Raw genomic sequence first — 21,310 nt, forward strand, 5'->3', positions numbered from 1 at the left:
CTGCTCATTTCACTCCGCTCGCGTCCACGGCGTCAGCGCTGATGGTCACGGAGTCCGGGATGCCGTACTTCGCGTTGATCGCCTTATAGGTGTCGCCTGCGATCAGCGCCCTGACGGCCGCAACTATTGCTTTGGTCAGAGCCGAACCCTTTGGCATGGCTATACCGACCGGGGTTGGTTCGAAGTCCTGATTGCTGGCGAGCTCGAAGGCACCGCCGGAAAGCTTGCTTGCGTAGCTCATGCCGATAAGACCTGACAGGACGCTATCTACGCGCCCGGAGATGAGGGCCAGGTTGGCTTCGTTCTGGGAGGGAAAGAGCTGAATGTCGATCGGCGCCTTGCCGGCGTCGACGCACTGCTTGGAAAACGCCGGAAGGGTCTCGATCCCTTGCGTGGTTCCCTTTTCGCCGCCCACCTTGGTGCCGCACAGCTTCATAGCGTCGAGGGCCAATTTCTTGGGATTGCCCGTCTTGACCGCGAGGCCGGAGCCACTGCTTTGGTAGGAGGCGAAATCGGCGTTCAGCTTGCGCTCGGCTGTAACGTTGAAGCCCGAGATACCGACGTCGTACTTGTTCGAGCTCACGCCCGGGAGGATGGTGTCAAAGGTCGCCGGAACCATTTTCGCTTCGAGTCCCAGCGTCTCGCCAACGGCTTTCGCAAAGTCTGCGTCCCAGCCGACAACCGTCTTGCTGTCAGCCGCGTAGAACTCATATGGGGAGAAGGTGGGGTCCGTGCCAACCACCAGCGTGCCTTTGGCCTTGACCTCCGCGGGCAGGAGATTCGCTGCGGCCTGGTTGAACGGCGCCGTTGGAATGGCTGCGTCTTTGCCGGGAATGGAATTGACCGCGGCTTCTTTGCCGGCGTCGAGTGAAGCAGTGGTGCAGCCGGTGAGCCCGACGGCGGCCGCCAGTAGGAGGGTGCCTAGGGAGATGAATCTAGGACGGTTCATGATTGCCTTCCGGATAGGTTGTTCCGTGGTCAACGGCGATGTTGACCACTGTGGTGCCGACATTGACGAGAGCGGGATGCCGAACGATTGCAACTACCCCGTCAATGGGTGCAAAGAAGTCTTTTGAGGGCCGGTCGAGTTCTTCAACCGAGTGAACCCGGGCCACGAGATCGCCAGCCCTGACCTTCTGGCCAAGGTCGACTACCGGTTCGAAGAGGCCGGCCATCGTGGAATGGACCGGGGATTGTGCGGTGAGTTCAACCCACCGGATCGGGGCTTCGGCGTCGGACGAACCGCCGGCGGAGGATGCGTCCTTGAGTACTCCCCAGTGGCCAAGCAGCGAGTGAAGTCCCGTCCTGGCCCTGTTGAGGATCGGCAAGGATACGGTTCCCCTGCCACCGAGTTCGGTCGAGATCATCGGTACGCCCGCCTGGTCGGCGGCGCCGCTGATGGAGCCTGCCTTCAGCATGGGCTTCACCACCACCGAATATGGGGGGTTGAACGCGGCCACGGCCGCTGTCTTCTCGGCCCATAGCTCCGGCGTCGGTCCCTGGTAGACGAACGCGGACGGAACATATTCGGAGGCGATGCCCCCTGAGTGGATGTCCATGACGAAGTCCGCCATGGGGATGAGTTCCCCGGCGATAAGCGAGGCGATCTGCTCCGCGGGTCCGCCGTCTGCGCGGCCCGGGAGGGCGCGGTTGAGATTGACCTTGTCCACGCTGGAAACGCGGCTTCCTTCGCGGACGGCTGCAATGTTGAGGGCGGGCAGAATGATCAATCTCCCGGTGACGTCGTCCGGGTGCAGGGAACGAATGAGCTCCTGGAGCAGGATCTGGCCTTCATATTCGTCACCGTGCGTGCCGGCGATCAGGAGGACCGTGGGGCCGTCTCCGCCGCTCAGGACGGCGATGGGCGAGGGGATGACTGCAGCGTCATTCTCGTTGTCCGAGTGCTCAATCTCCAGGTAGCCCAACTGTTTGCCGGCGGCGGCAAAATCGATGCCGCGTATGCGGGGAATGTGCAGGCTCATTGGGCAACTTTCGTCGGGGTTGGTAGGATTGGATTCACTGTATACAGTGAATCCTGTGATGTAAAGCACGTAGGATTAAATGAGTTTTGATACCGGTGAGGGGATGAGGCGAATGGCTGCGCAAGCTGCCAAGGGGATGCGGCCGCTGAGCGAGCACGTCTACGACAGGATCAGCAATGAGATCGTCAATGGCGTGGTCGAACCTGGCGCTGCCCTGGTCCAGGAACAACTGGCTGAAGAATATGGTGTTTCCCGCACCCCGGTCCGCGATGCGCTGAACCGCTTGGTCCATGAAGGGCTCGCCACCCTGGTCCCGGGGGCCGGCTTTTTCGCGACCACACTGACCCGCTCAGCCGTCGAGGAAGTTTACGAAGTCCGCAAGGCTCTTGAGGTTATGGCCATCAGGCAATGCGGTGCCAGGTACACGGACCTTCAGCTTGCACGGCTTGAGTTGCTCATCGCGGAGGGCGCGGCAAGCGCCGATCCAGAGCAACTGTTTACCGCCACGCGGGCGTTCCACTTGGGCCTGGCGGCACCGGCGCCCAACGGGTTTCTGCTGAAAACACTCGAATCCGTGTGGGATAACCCGGTTCAGCGGCTCATCAGCCGGTCGTATCCTCTGGACGCGGCCAAGCTTGAGCGCGTGGCAGGCGCCCACCGGGAGATCCTGGCCGCGGCCCGCGCAAACGACCTCGAAACACTGATCCCCTTGTTGGATCTGTGCCACGAGAAAGACTGACCGGGAAGTCATTCCAGCCTCAGTTGTAACTGCTTCGATGGGGTGACCCTGCAGAAGTGGGCCTGGCTAGTTCCCGGCGATCTCCGCATAGAGCTTCTGGACTCGGGCCTTGATATCGTCTCGGACCAGGCGCATCCGTTCCATTCCTTCGATGCCGCGTTCGGAGGGTTCGTCTGTTTCCCAGACCTCAAAGCGGGTACCGTCGCGGGGTTCGAGCTTCGCCTCGGTTCCCAGCACCACCACCACGTCGACGGCGTCCAGCATCTCGTCCGCGACCGGCTTGGGGTGTTCGCCGGTGATGTCGACGCCGAGTTCGGTCAGGGACTCCACGGCCTGCGGGTTGAGGGACTTGCCGGGCTTGGTGCCTGCCGAGTAGACGCTGACGGCCCCGTTGGCGAGCTGGTTCATCAGGCCGGCGGCGAGCTGGGATTTGCCGCCGTTCTTGCTGCAGACGAAGAGCACGGCAGGGGTCTTGTGTGTACCGGGTGTTTCAGGGGTCATGAGTGCGTTGTTTCCTTTGTGTGTGAGTCGGCCAAGTGGGTGGAACGGGTTTGCGTCAGTTGATGCCGGAGCGGCCGTGGGTCAGGCCGGTGGGGAAACCGACCAGCACCGGTTCGGGTGTGCCGCAGCAGCCGCTCTCCCCGGAGGCCGCTCCTAACATTGTCCCAGTGGCCGGGACCTCGCGGATGGTGCCGGCGTCGGTGGAGCAGACGCCGGTCTCAGGGAGTTCCAGCTGGACGGTGCCTGCGGCTTCGTGGTCCCCGGCCAGGGCGGCCACGACGGAGCGGACCTGTTCGTAACCAGTGGCCAGCAGGAAGGTCGGTGCCCGTCCGAAGGACTTCATGCCCACGATGTAAAAGTCCGTCTCCGGGTGGGCCAGGACCTTGGCGCCGTGCGGAGGGACTGTGCCGCAGGAGTGGAATTCGGGGTCGATCAGGGGGCCCAGCTCCACCGGCGCCTCCACAGCCGGGTCCAGGTTGAGCCGCAGTTCGCGCAGGATGTCCAGGTCCGGGCGGAAGCCGGTGCAGGGCACCACGATGTCGGCGTCGAGGGTGCGGCCGTCAACGGCTTCGACGGTCACGCCGGAATCCAGTGTTTTGAGGGCAGCGATGCCGAAGCCGGTGTGCAGCTCGATTGTTCCGGCCTCCACGAGCCGCCGGACCCGGCCGCCGAGCTGGCCGCGTGCGGGAAGCCCGTCGGCGTCACCGCCGCCGTAGACCTTCGCCGCGGAGTCGCCCCGGAGCGCCCACAGGATCGTGGTGTCCGGCTCCTCCTTCGCGAGGCCGGCCAGGCTGATGAGGGTGTTCGCGGCGGAGTGCCCGGCGCCAACCACCAGGACTCGGCGCCCCGTGAAGGCGGCGCGGTCGCGGCCGGTGACGTCGGGAAGCGGCGCGGAGATCCGGCCCGCTGCGGCGTCCTCGCCGATGGCGGGCAGGCCGGACGTGCCCAGCGGATTGCGGCGGGACCAGGTTCCGGAGGCATCGATGACTGCAGCCACGGCGTGGTCGCGCGTTTCGCCGTCGGCGTAGTGGACCCGGACGGTGAAGGGTGTGGTGTCACGGTTGCGGGCGTGGGTCTTGTCCAGGCCCTGCCGCGTCACAGCGACGACGCGCGCGCCGATTTGCAGCCGGGAGGCGATCTCCGGCAGCGCGGCGACGGGCTCGAGGTAGTTGTCGATGAGTTCGCCGCCGTACGGCAGGGCGGTGGGCCGGGGCGATTCCCAGCCGGAGGCTTCCAGCAGGCGGACGGCGGCGGCGTCGAGATTGTACCGCCATGGTGAGAACAGCCGGATGTGGCGCCACTGCTCGATGGCGGCGCCCGCCGTCGGGCCTGCCTCGAAGACCAGCGGCTCCAGGCCGCGCTCCAGCAGGTGGGCCGCAGCGGCCAGGCCCACCGGGCCGGCGCCGATCACTGCAACGGGAAGGCTGTTTGTCGAATCCATGCTGTCCTCTTTCGTTCAGCGGGTGTGGCGGTTCAAGTACGGGCGGGGCCTGCCGGTCCCATCGCTTGAAGGGACCGGCAGGCAGCGGGGCGTCAGCAGCAGTCGTGATCGTCGTCGCAGCAACCCGAGTCGCCGCCGCAGCATCCGGTAGTCATTCAGCTCACCTCCTCCCCTTGTCCGGGTTTCAGGCGTGGGTGGGTTCCTCCACCAAGGCCGCGGCGATACTGTCCGCGTTGTCCCGGGCCGGTTACTTGGCAGCTGGGATGAGGGACTCGATTAGGCCCTCGATGCGGGTCTTGATCTCGTCACGGATCGGACGGACGGCGTCGACGCCCTGGCCGGCCGGGTCTTCCAGCACCCAGTCCTCGTAGCGTTTGCCCGGGAAGTACGGGCATTCATCTCCGCAGCCCATGGTGATCACGACGTCCGATTCCTTCACGGCCTCGGTGGTGAGGACCTTCGGGACCTCGGCGGACATGTCGATGCCCGCCTCGGCCATAGCCTCGACGGCGGCGGGGTTGATCTTGTCTGCAGGCTGGGATCCGGCGGAACGGACTTCGATGGCCCCCTTGGAGAGGCTGGTCAGGAAGGCGGCGGCCATCTGGGAACGGCCGGCATTGTGCACGCACACGAAGAGGACGGAGGGCTTCTTGGCGGATTCGGTGCTCACTGTTTTCTCCTGGAATCAGTTAGGGGATGGGCGAGAGGGTCTGCTTGAGGTCGTCGCGCCCGCAGCATTTGCGTCGCTCATAAGATATTGATGCTGATCGATATATGGAGTATCGGACAATAAATTGATGATTGTCAATATTCACGGCGAAGCGGGTTTATTGCCGGTCCTGCCCGCCAGAGTTCGCCGTTCGGCGCCGGAGACCGCCCGGGGCTAGGCGGCGTGCATCCGGGGTGCTAGGTCGCTAATGCGGTGGGAGATATCGGCGAAGGCGTTCTCAAAGGCTTCCTCGGTGTTGATCCGCAGCGGATCCGGCACCGACCAGTGGACGCCGCCGAGGCCGGTAAGTTCCTCGTGGGCGTTGTCGCACACGGTCACGACGAAGTCCCCGTCACCGACCACCTGGTCCAGCCTCCGCGGAGAACGCTTTGCGATGGTGAGCCCATGCCGGCCTGCGACGTCGATGGCTCCCTGAGCGATGCTGTCCGCGGGGTGCGTTCCCGCCGAGGCCGATGGGATTCCACTGACCTGCGGCCAAAGGGCGGCGGCCAACTGGGACCGGGCGCTGTTCCGGGTGCAGACGAACAGCACACGCCTGGCGCCGTGTTCAACACCGGGCGCGAGGCCTTCCAGTGCACCGGCGGCAAGCCGGATATAGCTGCGGCGCCTGTCGGCCTCCGAGCGGTGGCGGGTTGCCAGGCCCGCTCCTTCCAGGGTGCGCAAATGGTGGGAAAGCAGGTTCGAGGGCATCCCCAGCTCAGCCTGCAGTTCCGTCGGAGAGAAGTCCCCCAGGGTCAACAGGTCGACGATGCGCAGCCGCGCAGGATCCGCGAGGGCCGCATGCTTGGCCACCCGCGCCTGAAAAGCATCCACTGACTCAGTCTTCATTGACTCAATTTTGACTGAGTTAATTTCATCGGTCAAGCTTGGTGCCATGACTTCCAACCAGCCGCCGTTGTGGCGCCGTGCCGTCGCCGAACTGCTTGGCACGAGCTTGCTCGTGATGATCGTCGTGGGCTCGGGGATCGCGGCGCAGCAGCTCTCCCCCAATGACGTGGGCCTGCAGCTGCTGCAGAACAGCACCGCCACCGTGCTCGGTTTGACCGTGCTGATCCTGATGTTCGGGCCCGTGAGTGGGGCGCACTTCAATCCGGTGGTCTCGCTCGTGGACTGGATCCTGGGCCGGCGCAGCGGCTCGGGACTGACTCTGCCGGAGTTCGGCACATATGTGGTTGCGCAGACGCTGGGTGCGATCAGCGGCAGTGTCCTCGCAAATGCCATGTTTGAGATGGGGACCTCCATCTCCTTCAAGGACCGCGCCACCGGCGGGCATCTGCTCGGGGAAGTTGTGGCGACCGCCGGGCTCATTTTGCTGATCTTCACACTTGCCGCCACGAAGCGGGGCGTTCTTGCCGCGCCGGCGGTGGGCGCCTACATCGGAGCCGCATATTGGTTCACGTCCTCGACGTCGTTCGCGAACCCCGCAGTGACAGTCGGCCGCATCTTCAGCGACACCTTCGCCGGCATCGCGCCGGCCTCCGTGCCAGGCTTCGTCGTCGCGCAGCTCATTGGCGCGGCAGCAGGCCTGGGCCTCCTGCTCCTCCTGTTCCCCTCGGCAGCCCGCACCGCCGACGACGTCGTGCTTCCGCACGAAGCAGAAAAGACCAGCCCCTAGCCCTGGCCGCGGCAGGCATGCGGCCGGCTCCAGGATCGCTACATTGATGAACGTCTATATTGGCGCATAATGGGTACATGAACTTGCTGCCCATTCTCGAGCCGGCCACGGATGAATGCTGCGCGCCGGCAGCGGCGCCGGCCCTGGGCCCTGAAGAGGCCAAGCAACAGGCCGTGGTCTTCAAGGCGCTGGCCGACCCGAACCGGCTCCGGCTGCTCTCCATCATCAAGGCCTCATCCTCCGGGGCGACCTGCGTGTGCGACCTGACCGATCCGCTGGACCTGAGCCAGCCCACCGTGTCCCACCACCTGAAGGTCCTGGTCGAAGCCGGACTGCTGCACCGCGAAAAGCGCGGCACCTGGGCCTACTTCTCCCTTGCCCCCGGCGCCCTGGACGACGTCGCCGGCATCCTCGCAAAGCTATGACCTTGCAGGTGACGATCCGGGCCATGGAACCAGCCGGCTGGCCCGACGTACGCCGCTCCCCGGCCCTCTGAACGAGGCACTAGCCCGGTTCCCTGCCACCTACCGCTGATTTCTTGCCTGGTGTCAGGTCACCGGGTCGATCCGGCGTACCTCGATCGGCCACAGTTTGGCCTCTCCGAATTTGCCGGCAATTTCCACGGCGCGGTCCATGTCCACGCAGTCGACGATGTAGTAGCCGGCCACGATTTCCTTCGACTCGATGAACGGACCGTCGGTCACAGAGCGCCTGCTGCCGTCCATTTTTACGAACTTCGCCTCTTCACCGAGTTCATGGGCTTCCACGAACTCTCCGGAGGCTCTGAGTTCCTTTTGCAAAGACGTGTGCGCCTGCATGATCGCTTCGATCTCGGACGCCGGAAGTGCGTTCCAGGTGTCAACGTTGTTGGGGATCAGCATCAGGTATTTCATTCTCGCTCCTCCGATGCCCGTGGCGGGCACTTGTTCTAGCTGGATTCAGATGACGGCGGGGACCCGGCAGTAGTCTCCGCCAGACGTTTGGTAAGGTAGCGCCGCTCGACCTCGGACGGTGCGAGTTCCCGGGCCCGCTGATATTCGCGGCCGGCCTCTGTCTTTCGGCCAAGGCGCCGCAGAAGATCGGCTTTCGCGGCGGGCAGAAGGTAGTAGCCCTCCAGTGACCGTGTCCGGTCAAGCTGGTCGATAAGGGCAAGCCCTGCCTCCGGTCCTTGGGACATCGCGACGGCGACGGCCCGGTTGAGCTCGATGACCGGTGACGGTGCAATCTGGGCCAGATGGTCATAGAGCAAGGCCACCTGGCCGAAGTCTGTTGTGCCGGAACTGCTGGCTGTCATGTGGCAGGCAGCAATGGCCGCCTGGATGCGGTAACTTCCGGGCCGGGAACGGCGTGAAATGGCCATTTGATCGGCGGCCGCCAGCAGTGCCACAGCTTCTACAACCGCGGCCCTATCCCATGATTGGCGGTCCTGCTCCTCCAGCGTCACCAAGTCCCCCGCGGCGTCTGTTCGCGTCCTTCGCCTGGCATGGTGGAACAGCATGAGCGCCAGGAGACCCAGAGCTTCTGGTTCTTGTGGGGACCCGTCGAGCAACGCAACCAGCAACCGGGTCAGGCGAATCGCTTCCCGGACAAGCGGCTCGCGGATTAAAGAGTTGCTGCCGGTGGCCGAATAGCCTTCGTTGAACATCAGATACAGCACGGCCAGGATCCCGGCCGTGCGTTCGGATATCAGCTCCGGCGGCGGCACGCGATACGGGATGCCTGCATCCCGTATCTTGGCACGGGCCCTGACGAGCCTTTTCGACATGGTGGCTTCGGAGACAAGGAACGCGCGCGCGATCTCACCGGTCGTCAGTCCCGCGACGGTGCGCAAGGTCAACGCCACCCGGGCATCGAGCGGGAGGGCAGGGTGGCAACAGGTGTAAATCAGCCGCAACCGGTCGTCGTCGGCCGCCGGGTCGCTCTCGGCCTCGCCTTCCAGCCCTTCGAGCGCAGTGAGAACCGCGAGCTCACGCACCGCCCTCTTTTCGCTGGCCGCACTCCGCATCCGGTCGATCGCCCTGTTCCTGGCAACGGTTGTCAGCCACGCCGCGGGGTTCCTCGGAATGCCGCGCACCGGCCAGTCAACCAGGGCGCGCGCGAACGCATCCTGGACACAATCCTCGGCCAGGCTCCAGTCGCCCGTCACGCGAATGAGGGTTGCGGTGATTCGCGCGGTCTCCAGCGCGGAGGCGGTTTCGATGGCGGTCTGCACGTCGGAGAGCTCTGGCACCACTTCATCCCTCCCTCGATCATCAGTACAGGCCACCAGGCGGATGGCTACTCCCCGAGCGGCCACACCGGCCTGATCTCGATCTTGCCAAATCTTGCCATGGGGTGTTTGGACGCCACCTCGATGGCCTCATCGAGATCGGTACAGGCGATGATGTCATAGCCCGCGATCCATTCCTTCGTCTCGGCGAACGGCCCGTCCGAGACGACCACTTCGCCCGCGCGCACCGTGACGGTGGTTGCGTCCTCGACAGGGCGCAGCCTGTCACCGTGACGGCTGATACCCCTTGCCTCCATTTCGGCCCCCCATTCGACGATGTTGTCTTCGGCGGCCACATATTTCGGCGCTGTGGGATCGCTACAGATAAAAAGCATGTACTCCACGATGACTCCTTCTTTAGAGGTTGATACACCAGTACGACGACCGGGATGTCGCCAAAAGGACAGTGGGTGAGAAATTCTTTTGAGGTCCGGCTACGGGATGTCCGGCCGACCAGGCAGCGCCGGACGGTAGATCATCTACGCAGTCGGGTGCAATAGTGGCGGGATGATCAACCAGCAACAGCTCTGGGACGACGACGCCGCCAAACAGTACGACACGCCCGGAGAGGGGATGTTCTCCCCGGAGGTGCTGGGCCCCACCGTAGAGGTCCTGTCAGAGCTCGCCGGCGACGGTCCAGCCATTGAGTTCGCCATTGGGACGGGTCGTGTCGCCATCCCCCTCTCAGAGGCGGGGGTCCAGGTCAGCGGTATCGAACTGTCTCACGCAATGATCTCCCGTCTACGTGAGAAGGTCGGAGAGGACCAGATTCCCGTCGTTCAGGGCGACATGACCCAGGCAGCGGCGGGCGATAACTTCTCGCTTGCCTTCCTGGTGTTCAACACCATCGCCAACCTCTTGACACAGGACGAACAGATCCGGTGTTTCCAGAACGCTGCCCGTCATCTTGCACCTGGCGGGCGCTTCGTCATTGAGCTCTGGGTGCCACAACTGCGTTCGCTGCCACCCGGACACGGCGGGACAGTCGAGGTGAGTCAGCCCGGGTACCTCCTGGTCGATACCTATGACGTGCTGCACCAGCACGTCATCTCGCACCACGTGCGATTCGGCCCAGAACTATCGGATGGGCGGGATGCACGGATCGGACGGACACCACACCGGTACATCTGGCCCAGCGAGCTCGATCTCATGGGGCGGCTAGCCGGGTTTGAATTGGAATCCAGGTGGGCGGACTGGGACCGCAGCGACTTCACCGCGGAGTCTTCCAGTCACGTGTCTGTATACCGGCTCTCCGCACGCTGAGGGTGCCTACCGGGAGTGGTGTTCGCGTACGCGGTCGAGCCACTCCGTGGTCAGCGCCTTGATGAGGCCGGGCTGTTCGTGCGGCAACGCATGGCCGGCTCGGTCGAGCACGGCGAATGTGGCCCGCGGATAGTGCTCGAGCAGATCCCATTGGCTGGCGTATCCCACCGTGGAGTCCTGGCGCCCGGTGACTATAAGGACGGGGCAGGGGTACGGTGGGCCCTCCTCAGGACTGGTGCTGAACCGCCAATGTTGGCCGATCCGCTCGAGGCCGGCTTCGTCGACCAAACCAAGGGCGGGGACCACGTACTCCTTGTATCGCTCCAGCGTGGCCTGCGTCTGCACGACGAAGTAGTCGCGGAACACACTCTCCTCGGCCGGGCCGAGTGTCCGGCCCGGATCCACCGAGGCGTGCAAGACCTGGTGCGCAGGCAGATCCCTCACGTTCTCGCCCAGCGGACAGATCAGCGCGAGCCCTGCCACCTGCTCCGGGCGCCTGCCGGCGATGGCTCGGGCATAGTACGCGCCGGCGGAATGGCCCATGAGCCGGAACTGCCCGGCACCGACCACACCATCGACGAACGCGAGCAAGAGGTCCAGAACGTCCTCGGCGCTATTGAGCGTGACCGACGCCGGCGTCTGCCCCATGCCCGGCAGGTCCGGGTAAATGCGCCGAAAATTGGATAGCCCGCCAAATATCGGCTCCATGGCACCGACCATCTCCCGGTGATCCACGCCCGCACCATGCAGCATCAGGACCGGAACCCCGTCACCGTGCTCGACGTAATGGACCGGTATTTCACGTGCTTTGTACTCCACAAAGTCAGCTTAAGCCGGGCCCTTCGCTAAAGGGCGTCGTTGAGTCAGCCTGGGAACCGCTTCTGCCCGCCGTTGGTAGTCTGTAGCCGACTATCGCCTTTCACCAGACATCACTCGAGGTGCGAACCATGACCGCGACGACACCCCCTCGGGGCACCGTCCTTCTTGCCGGTGCCACCGGCGATCTCGGCGGGCGGATCCTGCGGAATCTGGTCGACCTTGGCGCCACCGTTCGCGTCCTGACACGACAAGAGACCAGCACGGCTCGGATTGCAGAGCTGCGCGCCCAGGGCGCCGAGGTGATTCAGGCGGATTACGACGATCCGGACGGGCTCCGAAGGGCCTGCACGGATGTTGACTGCGTGGTCTCTGCGATCAACGGTCTCGGCAGCGCAATCCTTGGTTCCCAATCGCGCTTGCTGGAGGCGGCGGCCGCGGTGGGTGCGCGTCGCTTCATCCCTTCCGACTTCTCCATCGATTACCGTGGTATCCGGCCTCGAAGCAACCGGAACTTACAGCTCCGCAGAGACTTCGCACAGGAACTGGACGCGACCGAAATCCGGGCCACATCCATCCTTAGCGGCGCCTTCACCGACATGCTCTCCGGGCAGGCACCAATGATCCTGTTCTCCCTGCACCGTGTGCTCTTTTGGTCCGACCCCGACCAGGTGCTCGATTTCACTACCAAGGACGACACGGCCACCTACACTGCCGCCGCCGCCCTCGACGAGCGGGCGCCCCGTGTCCTCCAGATCGCCGGGGACCAGGTCACGGCAAGGACCTTGGCATCGACGATGACCGACCTGACTGGCACACAATTCCGGCTCCTCTACGCGGGCAGTGTTGGTTCCCTGACTACTATGAGCCGGGCTGTCAGAACCCTCATGCCGGCCTCTACCGAGCCATTCCCGCCGTGGCAGGGCATGCAGTACTTCGCCAGTATGTTCAGCGGCGACGCGAATCTGCGTTACATCAACAACGACCGGTACGGCAGCCGGAGATGGACGACCGCCCGGGACGTCCTGGAGCAGCACCGCCAGCAGAGTTGACCGGATCCGAGGCGCGCTGGGCCAAGTGTCCTGGTGGTCCTGGTTCAAGCAGTCACACCGATCCTGAACCGGACTGCACATTCACCCGCTGGTCCCCGGCGCGCGTAAGTCCACCGGGAATCCCTGGCGTAGGCCGATAGAGTAGGTCCAGAATTGGTCGGGGGGACCACATGAATTCACGCCATTGCCTTGTTATCGAAGACGACCAGGACATCCGTGACCTGCTCTGCATGATCCTTACCGGAATGGGGTTCGTCGTTCACGCCGAAACCACCGGCACGGCAGGACTCCGGGCAGCCGGAACACTGGACCTAGCCCTCATCACGCTGGATCTGGGCCTTCCGGACCTCAGCGGCCTGGACGCGGCCCGTGGCCTGCGGACACTCTCGAAGGCACCGATCCTCATGATCACCGCGTGGGCAGAACCCGGTGATGAGATCGACGGCATGGCTGCCGGCGCAGACGCGTACCTCGCCAAACCCTTCCGCCCTCACATGCTCAGAGAACTGGTACAGCGGCTCTGCCCACCAGAGCACCACGATGCCCCACCGGCGCGAGCCGAAGACACCGCCACGGGATCACCGGCCTAGGTTAGGGGCACACTTGGTGTCATGGCTGATTCTGAAGCAGTGACAACTCAGCGTTCGACGGTTGAGGATTGGACGCGCGCATTGGCGGAATCCGCCGGTTCGCCGGGCGGCGGGGCCGGGGCGGGATTGATGCTTGCCATCGCCGCGTCACTGACATCGATGGTGGCCGGATATACGGAAGCTGAGGAGCACCAGCGCGGGGAACTCGCCAATGTTCACGCGCGGGCGCGCTCACTCCGGGAAGTCGCCCTTCGACTGGCCGATGACGACGCGTCAGCCTCTAAAGCTTTCGGCGCCGCGTTTCGGCTGGAACCGGGGCCGGAACGCGAGGACGCGATACACCGGGCATCCGTCGTCGCCGCCAAGGCATCTGCCGTGCTCGGCAAGCGAGCCATCGATGCCATCGGAGATCTGGGGTGGCTTGCTTCCAACGGTAACCCGGCGCTTATCGCCGATATCGTCGTCGCGTTCGGTGCCCTGAGGGCAGCGGTGACAGGGGCGCGCACAAACGTGAGTTTCGATCTCGGGGCGCTCACCTCCGCGGGCTCCACGCTCGAGGAGGTTCGGGAACAGCACCCGGCCCTGTGGGAGACCGTCGAGCACCTCAACGCCGCGCTCGATCGGATAGACGGGCTGACCGCCGAGATAGACCACAGGGCCGCGCCAACCGACGCCGTCTGACGCGGCGCACGCCCGGGCGTCTGGCCCGACGGCGTGACGGAGCCGGACGCGACGTCGTAGCTGAAGTGGTTTCCGATCGCGCAGTTGTTGGCACCGGCGACATGGAGCAGGAAGTGGTTGGAACCGATCAGGTTCTCCGTGACCTTGGATGCCTGGCCGGAACCGATGAGCTCCACGCGGGATCCGCATTCAGCCAGGAAGTTCCCAACCCGAGGTTCCCCGACTGAGCGTGCGAAAGCTTGGGAGAGGCACGAACGCCAAGGATGGTCTGCGGGGCGCACAACATGCGGCGTTTTGCCAAAATGTGCCAAAACGATTTGTCGTCAGTTGTGGCTTACTGTATGGCGGCTTCCATAGCGTCGTCAAGGGTCCACAAGGTTTCAAATGTGATGCTTGACACGCATCCGCCGCCGGCCCTAATCTGATGCCAAGTCGATTTGGCAAAACGGTTTTTCACCGAGACTTGAAGTTTCCAAGCCACCACCCCAACCGTAGATTCCGTTCAAAAGAAAGGGAGTCGACAGCGATGTCCTCTCGAACCACGATTTCCCGGATCACCGCCATTGGCGGCCTGTCCACCGCGGTGCTTCTGGCAGCAACCGCCTGCGGCGCGGGGGGCCCGGCAGCGACGTCGGGTAGCGCCACGAGCACCGTCAACGTCCTCGTCGAGGCCGGCGGCCACGCCGAACTGACAGGCGTCGCCGAACAGTGCAAGAAAGATACAGGCGTTAGCGCCAACTTCGTCGAACTGCCTTATGACGGCATGTTCAACAGGCTCTCAAGCGAGTTCTCGTCCGGCAACGTCTCCTTCGACGTCGCCGCGCTCGACTCCGTCTGGCTTCCCAGCTTCAAGGACGCGGTCCAGCCCATTGACGAGCTCTTCACCGACGAGGCGAAGAAAGACATCTTCCCCGCGCTCGTGAAGGAAGCGAACGTGGACGGGCACTTTATCGGCATGCCGGCCTGGACCAACGCGGAAATCATCCTGTACCGCAAGGACCTGTTCGACGATGCCAAGAACAAGGCCGACTTCAAGGCCAAGTACGGTTACGACCTCGCCGCTCCGACCACGTGGAAGCAATACCAGGACATCTCCGAATTCTTCACGAAGGACGGCATGTACGGCACTGACGTGAAGGGCGGCGTCGAAACCGAATGGCTGGCCCACGTCCTCCAGGCCGGTTCCCCGATGGTCCTCGATGAGAACAACAACGTCGTGATCGACAACGCCGCGCACAAGGACGCCCTCGACTTCTACACCAGCCTGGTCAAGTCCGCCCCTCCCGGCGCCGCTCAGGTCGACTGGGCAGCAGCGCAGAACCTGTTCAACCAGGGCAAGACCGCGATGACCCGGTTCTGGGCCCACGCCTACCGCCAGATTCCCAAGGATTCCCCGGTCGCGGGCAAGGTCGGCGCCGCTCCGATGATCGGCGGCTCCGCCGGCGTTGCCGGTGTTCCAGGCCCCTGGTACCTCTCCGTGCCCAAGGCAACCAAGAACAGCGACGCTGCCAAGAAATTCATCAAGTGCGCCTATGACCACAACGACCTGGGCATCGAATCCAGCCTCGGCCTGGCCTCCCGCATCTCGGCCTTCGAGAAATACCAGGACAAGGCCGGCTACGAGAGCTTCAAGCCGCTCATCGAGACCCTTAAGGGCCAGGCAACGGCCACGCGCCCTGCCACGGCCAAATGGCAGCAGATCGTGGACACCGCCTTGGTGCCCATGCTGCAGAAAGCCGTAGCCGGAGGCGACTCCGCCACTCTCCTGGCCGCAGCGAAAAAGCAGATCCAGGACCTCCTCAAGTAAGATTCCGCGGCCGGCGCTCGAACACAAGTGCCGGCCGCGGCCCCAACCATCGGAAGAGAAAACCGTGCGTATCTCCGATCGCCGCTTCGCCCTGTATCTTATGGCGCCGGCGGCCCTGTTCCTGGCAGTATTTGTGGCCTACCCGCTGTTCCGCCTCGTGGCAGACAGCCTCTTCAAGATCTCCCCGATCGCCGGGGGCCCCCGCGACTTCGTCGGCCTGGACAACTACGTCCGTGCCTTCGCCTCCGAAGCATTCGTGGGCGCCGGCTGGCGCACCCTGGCCTACACCTTCGTGGTGGTCGCCCTTGAGTTCGCCCTTGGGCTTGGAATGGCCCTTCTGTTCACTGCCCTTGGCCGTAAATCCGAGGTCTGGCGGACGGTGTTCCTCTACCCGCTGATGATCGCGCCCATCGTCGCCGGCCTGTTGTGGAAATTTCTGATGATCGACAACTTCGGGCTCATCGGCACCCTCCTGCACCAGGCGGGAATCCTGCAGAACCCCAACCAGATCGGCTGGCTGTCAGACCCAGGAATCGTCCTCTTCTCGGTAGCCGTCCCGGACATCTGGCTTACCACCTCCTTCATGTGCCTCGTCCTCTTCGCCGGCCTCCAGAACATCCCCGGCGACCTTATCGAGGCGGCCCGGCTCGACGGCGCCAAGGCCCCCACCCTCCTGTTCAGCATCATCCTGCCGCTCCTGCGCCCCGTCATCGCAGTGGCATTGGTTGTGCGCGGCATAGACGCAGCCAGGGCCTTTGACACCATCCTTATCCAGACCAACGGCGGCCCGCAGTCCGCATCCGAAACCATGAGCCTGCTGATCTACCGCACCATGATCCGCTTCGGCGATCCGGGACTGGCCAGCGCCATGGGCACCATCTACCTGCTGGCCATGCTCAGCGTCGCGTTCTTCGCCGTCGCTACCATCTGGCGCCCAGGGAAGGACAACTGATGAGCACCGCCGAAACCCCCATCAACGACCGCTTTGCCGCTGAGGCGGCAGCCTCCCGCCCCCGGCACGCAGGCGTCGTCTCTGCCATCCTGGCCACCGGCACCAAGTCGTCCGGTGCCACTGCCGGCGCTGCCCCCACCAGAGCCCTCCCGGCCGAGCCGGTGTTGCCCACTCCGGCAGCCTCGGGCACGGGCCGTCCCCGCCGCAGGAATCACCACGCCGAAGGCCTGGAAGCCGGCAAACGCAGCACCCGCATCCTGCTGTGGATCGTCCTTGCAGCGGCGATGGTCCTCTACGGGTTCCCGTTCCTATACCTGCTGTTTACGTCCTTCAAGACGCCGATAGACACCATCGCGGTGCCGCCCACGATCCTGCCAAAGGAATGGACGCTGGAGAACTACGCCAACGCCCTGGGCCGCAACGGAGTTCTGGCCTCGTTCATCAACAGCGTGCAGACGGCCGTCATCAGCACGGTCCTGTCCCTCGCGCTGGCCATTCCGGCCGCGTACGGCATCACCCGCTACAAGACGCCGAGCGGGCGGGTGTTCATCATGGCAGCGCTGGTGACCCGCATGGTGCCACCGGTAGCCATCGGCATCCCCTTGGCGTCCATGATGGCCTCCGCGGGGCTGGCCGACACCCCTATCGCCCTTTCCATCGCCCACACGACGATCTCGCTGCCACTGTCCATCTGGCTCATGTCCAGCTTCTTCGAAGCCGTTCCCAATGATCTTGAAGAGGCCGCGACGGTGGATGGGTGCAGCAGGCTCGGGGCCCTGTGGCGGGTCGTGATCCCGGTGGTTTCCGGTGGCATCGCGGTCACCGCGATCTTCGCCTTCCTCGCCTCCTGGAACGAGTTCCTGTTCGCCCTCCTGATGACCGCCATCCGGTCCCAGACCACCCCGGTGGTCATCGCTAACTTCCAGACCCAGTTCGGCCTGGACTGGGGATCCATGACGGCACTGGCCGCCGTGTACTCCATCCCGGTCATCCTCCTCACGCTTCTCTTGCAGCGCAAGATCGTCGCAGGCATGACGCTCGGCGCCGTCAAGGGCTGAAAACCCAACTGGAAAGGCACTAGTACCAGACCGGAAGGCACGCGGACCATGCCGAACTGCCGCCGGTGGAGGAGCGACTTCCGCGCCGCTGGCCGGAGCACGGGCTCTGGGACGAAGAAGCCGCACGTAGAATCAGCACCAACACCATGAGGACGTGGGAGAGCAATGACCAATAGATCAGTCGGCATCAAGGACGTGGCGGCCGCAGCCGGGGTCTCTGTCACGACCGTCTCCCACGTCCTCAATGACGTTGCCTACGCCCGAGTGGGCGCGGGAACGAGGGAACGCGTCCACGAAGCGGCCCAACGGCTGGGTTACGGGCCCAACCGGCTCGCCCAGGCCCTGCGCACCCAACGCTCCGGGATGATCGGGTTCATCAGCGAGGAAATCGCCACCACCCCCCACGCAGGCAGGATCATCCTCGGAGCCGAGGAAACGGCGCGGGCCCGCGGCTACAACATCATGATCATCAACTCCACCAGCACCAGCTCCCAAGACTCCAGGGAAAGCGATGTCGCCGATCTGCTGGACAGGCAGGTGGACGGCATCCTGTACGCCACGATGTATCACCGGAAGCTGGAAGTCCCCAAGAACCTGGCCGCACTGCCAGCAGTCCTGGTGGACTCCGAAGACATCAGCCAAACGGTTTCCTCCGTCATCCCCGACGAACTGGGCGGTGCAAGGTCGGCCGTGCGGACCCTGATCGACGCCGGGCACACCCGGATCGGCATGCTCAACAACACCGACGACGTGCCGGCAACCCACTCCCGGCTCAAGGCCTTCAAGGACACGCTGGCAGATGCCGGGCTGCCGTTCCACCAAGAACTGGTCCAGTCCGAGCATTCGGAGGTGCCCGGGGGCTACCAGGCGGCTCTGCGCCTCCTGAAACCCCAAAGCCGGCCCACGGCGGTCTTCTGCTACAACGACCGGATGGCCATGGGCGCCTACCGGGCGGCGGCGGAACTGGGCCTGAAGATCCCGGAGGATGTTTCCTTCGTCGGTTTTGATAACCAGCAACTCATCGCCGAAAACCTCTACCCTGCTCTGACAACAGTCGCGCTCCCCCACTACGAAATGGGCGCGTGGGCAACCGAAAACCTGATCGACGCCATCGAGGGAAAAGCTGACCTGCAGCTGTTTGCGGCTCACCCGACCGTTTTGCCATGTCCCTTGGTCCTTCGCGATTCCGTCGCCGCCCCAAAACATGAGGACGCTTCCAGTAGAGCGACACGGGACTCGCCTACACACGCCAACACCTGACCTCGAGCGCGTCCAGCAAAGGACGCGCCCAACCCTCCAAGGACCTCAAATGCACAGCACCCCAGTTCCCCCACGCCCTGAAACGGATGTCGTCGTCGCCGGCGAGGCCATAATCGACATCATTGACACCGCCGCAGGGCCCGTCGAGTTTCCAGGCGGATCGGGCATGAACGTCGCGTTCGGACTCGGCCGGCTAGGCGTCAGCACCGCATTTCTCACCGCACTGGGCAGGGATGAACGCAGCAGGAACATCCGCCGCCATCTGGACACCGCGGGAGTGCGCCTGCTTCCGGGAGCCGAACACCTCAACCGCACATCCACCGCCAGGGCGCTTCTGGACAGCACCGGTTCCGCGGAGTACGAATTCGACTTCGAATGGAACCTCCCCCAAATCAGCCCTGCTTTCCTCCCCAAGGTGCTGCATACGGGGTCACTGGCCTCCTTCATGGAACCCGGAGCAACCCAAGTACGGTCCTTGCTGGAACTGTTCTCCGGCCGCTGTTTGATCACTTACGACCCCAACATCCGCCCGACACTGCTCCACAGCCACACTGAAGCACTCAGGACCTTCGAACACACAGTTGCCCTGGCCACCATGGTGAAGCTCAGTACGGACGATACCCGGTGGCTCTACCCCGGCACGTCCCCTCACGATGTCGCGCGGCGGCTGCTTGATCTCGGGACAAAATTGGCAATCATCACTGATGGCGCCTCCGGCTCCTATCTGCGTTCGAATGCCGCCGAGATCGAAGTGCCGGCACCGCCAGTGGTCGTCAAAGATACTGTCGGCGCAGGCGACTCCTACATGTCCTCTCTTATCGCGGGCCTCATCGAGGACCCCGAGGACGGTTTCGACTACGGCAAGCTCACCCGTCTGGGAACAGTCGCCTCGCTGGCTGCGGCAATAACCGTCGGACGGCACGGGGCGAACCCGCCGACGCGGGCAGAACTGATCGACTCCCTGGAACTGGCCCAAACGTCCCGAAAGAACTCCGATGACTGAAACAACAACGCACCCTGCCGGCCCCGCCGAAGACACCGCCCTTAATATCCGGCCGATACTTCACTACACAGCCAAGAACACTTGGCTGAACGACCCCAACGGACTCGTGTGGCACCGGGGCGTCTACCATCTGTTCTACCAAAACAACCGCTTCGACAACGTCTGGGGCAACATGTCGTGGGGGCACGCCACCTCAACCGACCTTCTGCACTGGACCGAACACCCGGTTGCCATCGCCTGCGACGAGGAAGAGGACGTCTTTTCCGGAAGCATCGTGGTGGACCACGACAATACGTCGGGATTCGGCACAGTGGAAGATCCGGCCCTGGTGGCCATCTACACGAGCGCCTTCAAGGAAGGCTCAGTGCACCAAGGGACGCAAGCCCAGTCTCTCGCGTTCTCCCCGGACGCCGGCATGACGTGGAGCAAATACGCGGGCAACCCGGTGCTTGGCCGCGGTTCGGCCCATTTCCGGGACCCCAAGGTGTTCAGCTACGAGGGACCGGCCGGTTCCTGCTGGGTCATGGTGGCGGTGGAGGCCCAGCACCAGCAGGTTGTGCTGTACCGCTCGGCCAACCTCAAGGACTGGGAATACCTGAGCACCTTCGGCCCTGCAAACGCCACAGGAGGCGAATGGGAATGCCCCGACCTGTTCCCGCTCCCCGTCGACGGAGACCCGGACAGCGTCAAGTGGGTCCTGGTGGTCAATATCAACCCGGGTGCCGTGGCCGGTGGCTCGGGAGGGCAGTACTTCGTCGGCGACTTCGATGGGGTGCAGTTCACCGCCGACTTTGATTCGCTCGTTCCAGCGGATGCCGACGGGACCACGGACCTCAGACGCTGCCTGTGGCTCGACTGGGGACGTGACTACTACGCCGCCGTCTCCTTCAGCAATGCCCCGGAGAACCGCCGCATCATGATCGGCTGGATGAACAACTGGGACTATGCAAACTCCTTGCCCACGTCTCCGTGGCGCTCCGAGATGTCGCTCGCCCGCGAGGTCGAGCTCGCGACGGTGGACGGTTTGCCGCGCCTGGTGCAGCGCCCGGTGCTGCCGTTGGACTGTGGGGAGCCGGCCCGCACCATCCAGGACGTGGAACTTCACGACTCCCTGTTGCAACTGCCCGACGCGACGCCCGGATCAGCCCAGCTGATCGAGGCCGAGATCCTGCCCGGCACGGCCCGGACCGTTGCTTTCAGGCTTCTCGGCGCATCGGGCGGGAGCGCCGCAACGGTTCTCAGCTTCGATGCCGTTACAAGCCGGCTCACCCTGGATCGCCGCAACTCCGGAAACACCGCCTTCCACGGAAAGTTCGCGTCGGCTGAGTCGGCACCAGTGAAGCTCGACGGCGGCGTGCTAAGGCTCCGTGTAATCGTCGACCACTGCTCGGTGGAGGTCTTCGCCCAAGGCGGCAGGGTTGTCTTAAGCGATCTGGTGTTCCCCGTGTCTGGGAACCTGGGCACCGAAGTGTGCGTGGAGGGCGGCACGGCCATTGTGCGGAAACTGGCCGTTACGGCCTTGTCCTAAAGAAACCACAACACAAAGGGAAG

The 21,310-nt window shown here is 64.1% G+C and carries 23 protein-coding genes; 13 read left to right on the forward strand and 10 right to left on the reverse strand.

The window, feature by feature from the left end; all coding sequences use genetic code 11:
* Positions 1-4: 4 nt before the first annotated feature.
* Positions 5-949, reverse strand: a complete 945-nt coding sequence (locus tag AC1DDG_RS05825) for an ABC transporter substrate-binding protein (RefSeq protein ID WP_476875301.1) — start codon at positions 947-949, stop codon at positions 5-7.
* Entirely contained in the window at positions 936-1,982 is a 1,047-nt protein-coding gene (locus AC1DDG_RS05830) for a succinylglutamate desuccinylase (RefSeq protein ID WP_476875302.1), read from the reverse strand. The genes AC1DDG_RS05825 and AC1DDG_RS05830 overlap by 14 nt, the downstream gene beginning before the upstream one ends.
* Before the next feature lie 112 nt (positions 1,983-2,094).
* On the opposite strand from AC1DDG_RS05830, the gene AC1DDG_RS05835 reads away from it, so the two are divergent.
* Entirely contained in the window at positions 2,095-2,721 is a 627-nt protein-coding gene (locus tag AC1DDG_RS05835; RefSeq protein ID WP_476875303.1) for a GntR family transcriptional regulator, read from the forward strand.
* 66 nt (positions 2,722-2,787) lie between these two features.
* Here AC1DDG_RS05835 and AC1DDG_RS05840 read toward each other — a convergent pair whose 3' ends face one another.
* From AC1DDG_RS05840 to AC1DDG_RS05855, 4 genes are all read right to left on the reverse strand, one after another.
* Positions 2,788-3,222: an arsenate-mycothiol transferase ArsC gene (locus AC1DDG_RS05840; protein ID WP_230118878.1), complete on the reverse strand. Its 435-nt coding sequence runs from the start codon at positions 3,220-3,222 to the stop codon at positions 2,788-2,790.
* Between the two features lie 55 nt (positions 3,223-3,277).
* Positions 3,278-4,663 (reverse strand): FAD-dependent oxidoreductase, encoded by a 1,386-nt coding sequence (locus tag AC1DDG_RS05845; protein ID WP_476875304.1) that lies wholly within the window; start codon positions 4,661-4,663, stop codon positions 3,278-3,280.
* Positions 4,664-4,910: 247 nt separating this feature from the next.
* A complete protein-coding gene (locus AC1DDG_RS05850; protein ID WP_230118880.1) occupies positions 4,911-5,333 on the reverse strand; it encodes an arsenate reductase ArsC in 423 nt (140 codons plus the stop codon).
* A gap of 213 nt (positions 5,334-5,546) precedes the next feature.
* A complete protein-coding gene (locus AC1DDG_RS05855) occupies positions 5,547-6,221 on the reverse strand; it encodes an arsenate reductase/protein-tyrosine-phosphatase family protein (protein ID WP_476875305.1) in 675 nt (224 codons plus the stop codon).
* A gap of 46 nt (positions 6,222-6,267) precedes the next feature.
* On the opposite strand from AC1DDG_RS05855, the gene AC1DDG_RS05860 reads away from it, so the two are divergent.
* Both AC1DDG_RS05860 and AC1DDG_RS05865 read left to right on the forward strand, forming a co-directional pair.
* Positions 6,268-7,008 (forward strand): aquaporin, encoded by a 741-nt coding sequence (locus AC1DDG_RS05860; RefSeq protein ID WP_476875306.1) that lies wholly within the window; start codon positions 6,268-6,270, stop codon positions 7,006-7,008.
* Positions 7,009-7,085: 77 nt separating this feature from the next.
* On the forward strand, positions 7,086-7,433 hold the full coding sequence (locus AC1DDG_RS05865) for an ArsR/SmtB family transcription factor (protein WP_476875307.1): 348 nt from the start codon (positions 7,086-7,088) through the stop codon (positions 7,431-7,433).
* Positions 7,434-7,556: 123 nt separating this feature from the next.
* Here the strand turns inward: AC1DDG_RS05865 and AC1DDG_RS05870 are convergent, their stop codons facing one another.
* Genes AC1DDG_RS05870 through AC1DDG_RS05880 form a run of 3 tightly spaced genes read right to left on the reverse strand, consistent with a single transcriptional unit; the run spans position 7,557 to position 9,612 of the window.
* Positions 7,557-7,901, reverse strand: a complete 345-nt coding sequence (locus AC1DDG_RS05870) for a YciI family protein (RefSeq protein WP_476875308.1) — start codon at positions 7,899-7,901, stop codon at positions 7,557-7,559.
* A gap of 35 nt (positions 7,902-7,936) precedes the next feature.
* Positions 7,937-9,241: an RNA polymerase sigma factor gene (locus AC1DDG_RS05875; RefSeq protein WP_476875309.1), complete on the reverse strand. Its 1,305-nt coding sequence runs from the start codon at positions 9,239-9,241 to the stop codon at positions 7,937-7,939.
* Positions 9,242-9,285: 44 nt separating this feature from the next.
* Entirely contained in the window at positions 9,286-9,612 is a 327-nt protein-coding gene (locus tag AC1DDG_RS05880; RefSeq protein ID WP_476875403.1) for a YciI family protein, read from the reverse strand.
* Positions 9,613-9,784: 172 nt separating this feature from the next.
* On the opposite strand from AC1DDG_RS05880, the gene AC1DDG_RS05885 reads away from it, so the two are divergent.
* Complete coding sequence (locus AC1DDG_RS05885; protein ID WP_476875310.1) at positions 9,785-10,540, forward strand: class I SAM-dependent DNA methyltransferase; 756 nt, start codon at positions 9,785-9,787, stop codon at positions 10,538-10,540.
* Between the two features lie 6 nt (positions 10,541-10,546).
* Here AC1DDG_RS05885 and AC1DDG_RS05890 read toward each other — a convergent pair whose 3' ends face one another.
* Complete coding sequence (locus AC1DDG_RS05890) at positions 10,547-11,359, reverse strand: alpha/beta fold hydrolase (protein ID WP_476875311.1); 813 nt, start codon at positions 11,357-11,359, stop codon at positions 10,547-10,549.
* Between the two features lie 128 nt (positions 11,360-11,487).
* Between AC1DDG_RS05890 and AC1DDG_RS05895 the strand changes: the two genes are divergently transcribed.
* The 9 genes from AC1DDG_RS05895 (at position 11,488) to AC1DDG_RS05935 (ending at position 21,287) form a co-directional block, all read left to right on the forward strand.
* Positions 11,488-12,408: an NmrA family NAD(P)-binding protein gene (locus tag AC1DDG_RS05895; RefSeq protein WP_476875312.1), complete on the forward strand. Its 921-nt coding sequence runs from the start codon at positions 11,488-11,490 to the stop codon at positions 12,406-12,408.
* Positions 12,409-12,578: 170 nt separating this feature from the next.
* Positions 12,579-12,998 carry a response regulator transcription factor gene (locus AC1DDG_RS05900; RefSeq protein ID WP_476875313.1) on the forward strand — a complete coding sequence of 140 codons (420 nt, stop codon included), beginning with the start codon at positions 12,579-12,581 and terminating at the stop codon, positions 12,996-12,998.
* Between the two features lie 21 nt (positions 12,999-13,019).
* A complete protein-coding gene (locus tag AC1DDG_RS05905) occupies positions 13,020-13,679 on the forward strand; it encodes a cyclodeaminase/cyclohydrolase family protein (RefSeq protein ID WP_476875314.1) in 660 nt (219 codons plus the stop codon).
* A 526-nt stretch (positions 13,680-14,205) separates the two neighbouring features.
* Positions 14,206-15,486, forward strand: a complete 1,281-nt coding sequence (locus AC1DDG_RS05910; RefSeq protein ID WP_230118891.1) for an ABC transporter substrate-binding protein — start codon at positions 14,206-14,208, stop codon at positions 15,484-15,486.
* 64 nt (positions 15,487-15,550) lie between these two features.
* On the forward strand, positions 15,551-16,438 hold the full coding sequence (locus AC1DDG_RS05915; protein ID WP_476875315.1) for a carbohydrate ABC transporter permease: 888 nt from the start codon (positions 15,551-15,553) through the stop codon (positions 16,436-16,438).
* A gap of 164 nt (positions 16,439-16,602) precedes the next feature.
* Entirely contained in the window at positions 16,603-17,496 is an 894-nt protein-coding gene (locus AC1DDG_RS05920) for a carbohydrate ABC transporter permease (protein ID WP_476875404.1), read from the forward strand.
* A 165-nt stretch (positions 17,497-17,661) separates the two neighbouring features.
* Complete coding sequence (locus AC1DDG_RS05925) at positions 17,662-18,756, forward strand: LacI family DNA-binding transcriptional regulator (RefSeq protein WP_476875316.1); 1,095 nt, start codon at positions 17,662-17,664, stop codon at positions 18,754-18,756.
* A gap of 49 nt (positions 18,757-18,805) precedes the next feature.
* Positions 18,806-19,759 (forward strand): carbohydrate kinase family protein, encoded by a 954-nt coding sequence (locus AC1DDG_RS05930; RefSeq protein ID WP_476875317.1) that lies wholly within the window; start codon positions 18,806-18,808, stop codon positions 19,757-19,759.
* The gene (locus AC1DDG_RS05935; RefSeq protein WP_476875318.1) at positions 19,752-21,287 is read left to right on the forward strand and encodes a glycoside hydrolase family 32 protein; all 1,536 of its coding nucleotides are present in this window, start codon (positions 19,752-19,754) and stop codon (positions 21,285-21,287) included. Before AC1DDG_RS05930 ends, AC1DDG_RS05935 begins: the two co-directional genes overlap by 8 nt.
* Positions 21,288-21,310: the final 23 nt, after the last annotated feature.

Source organism: Arthrobacter sp. 10L430, from assembly GCF_056395245.1.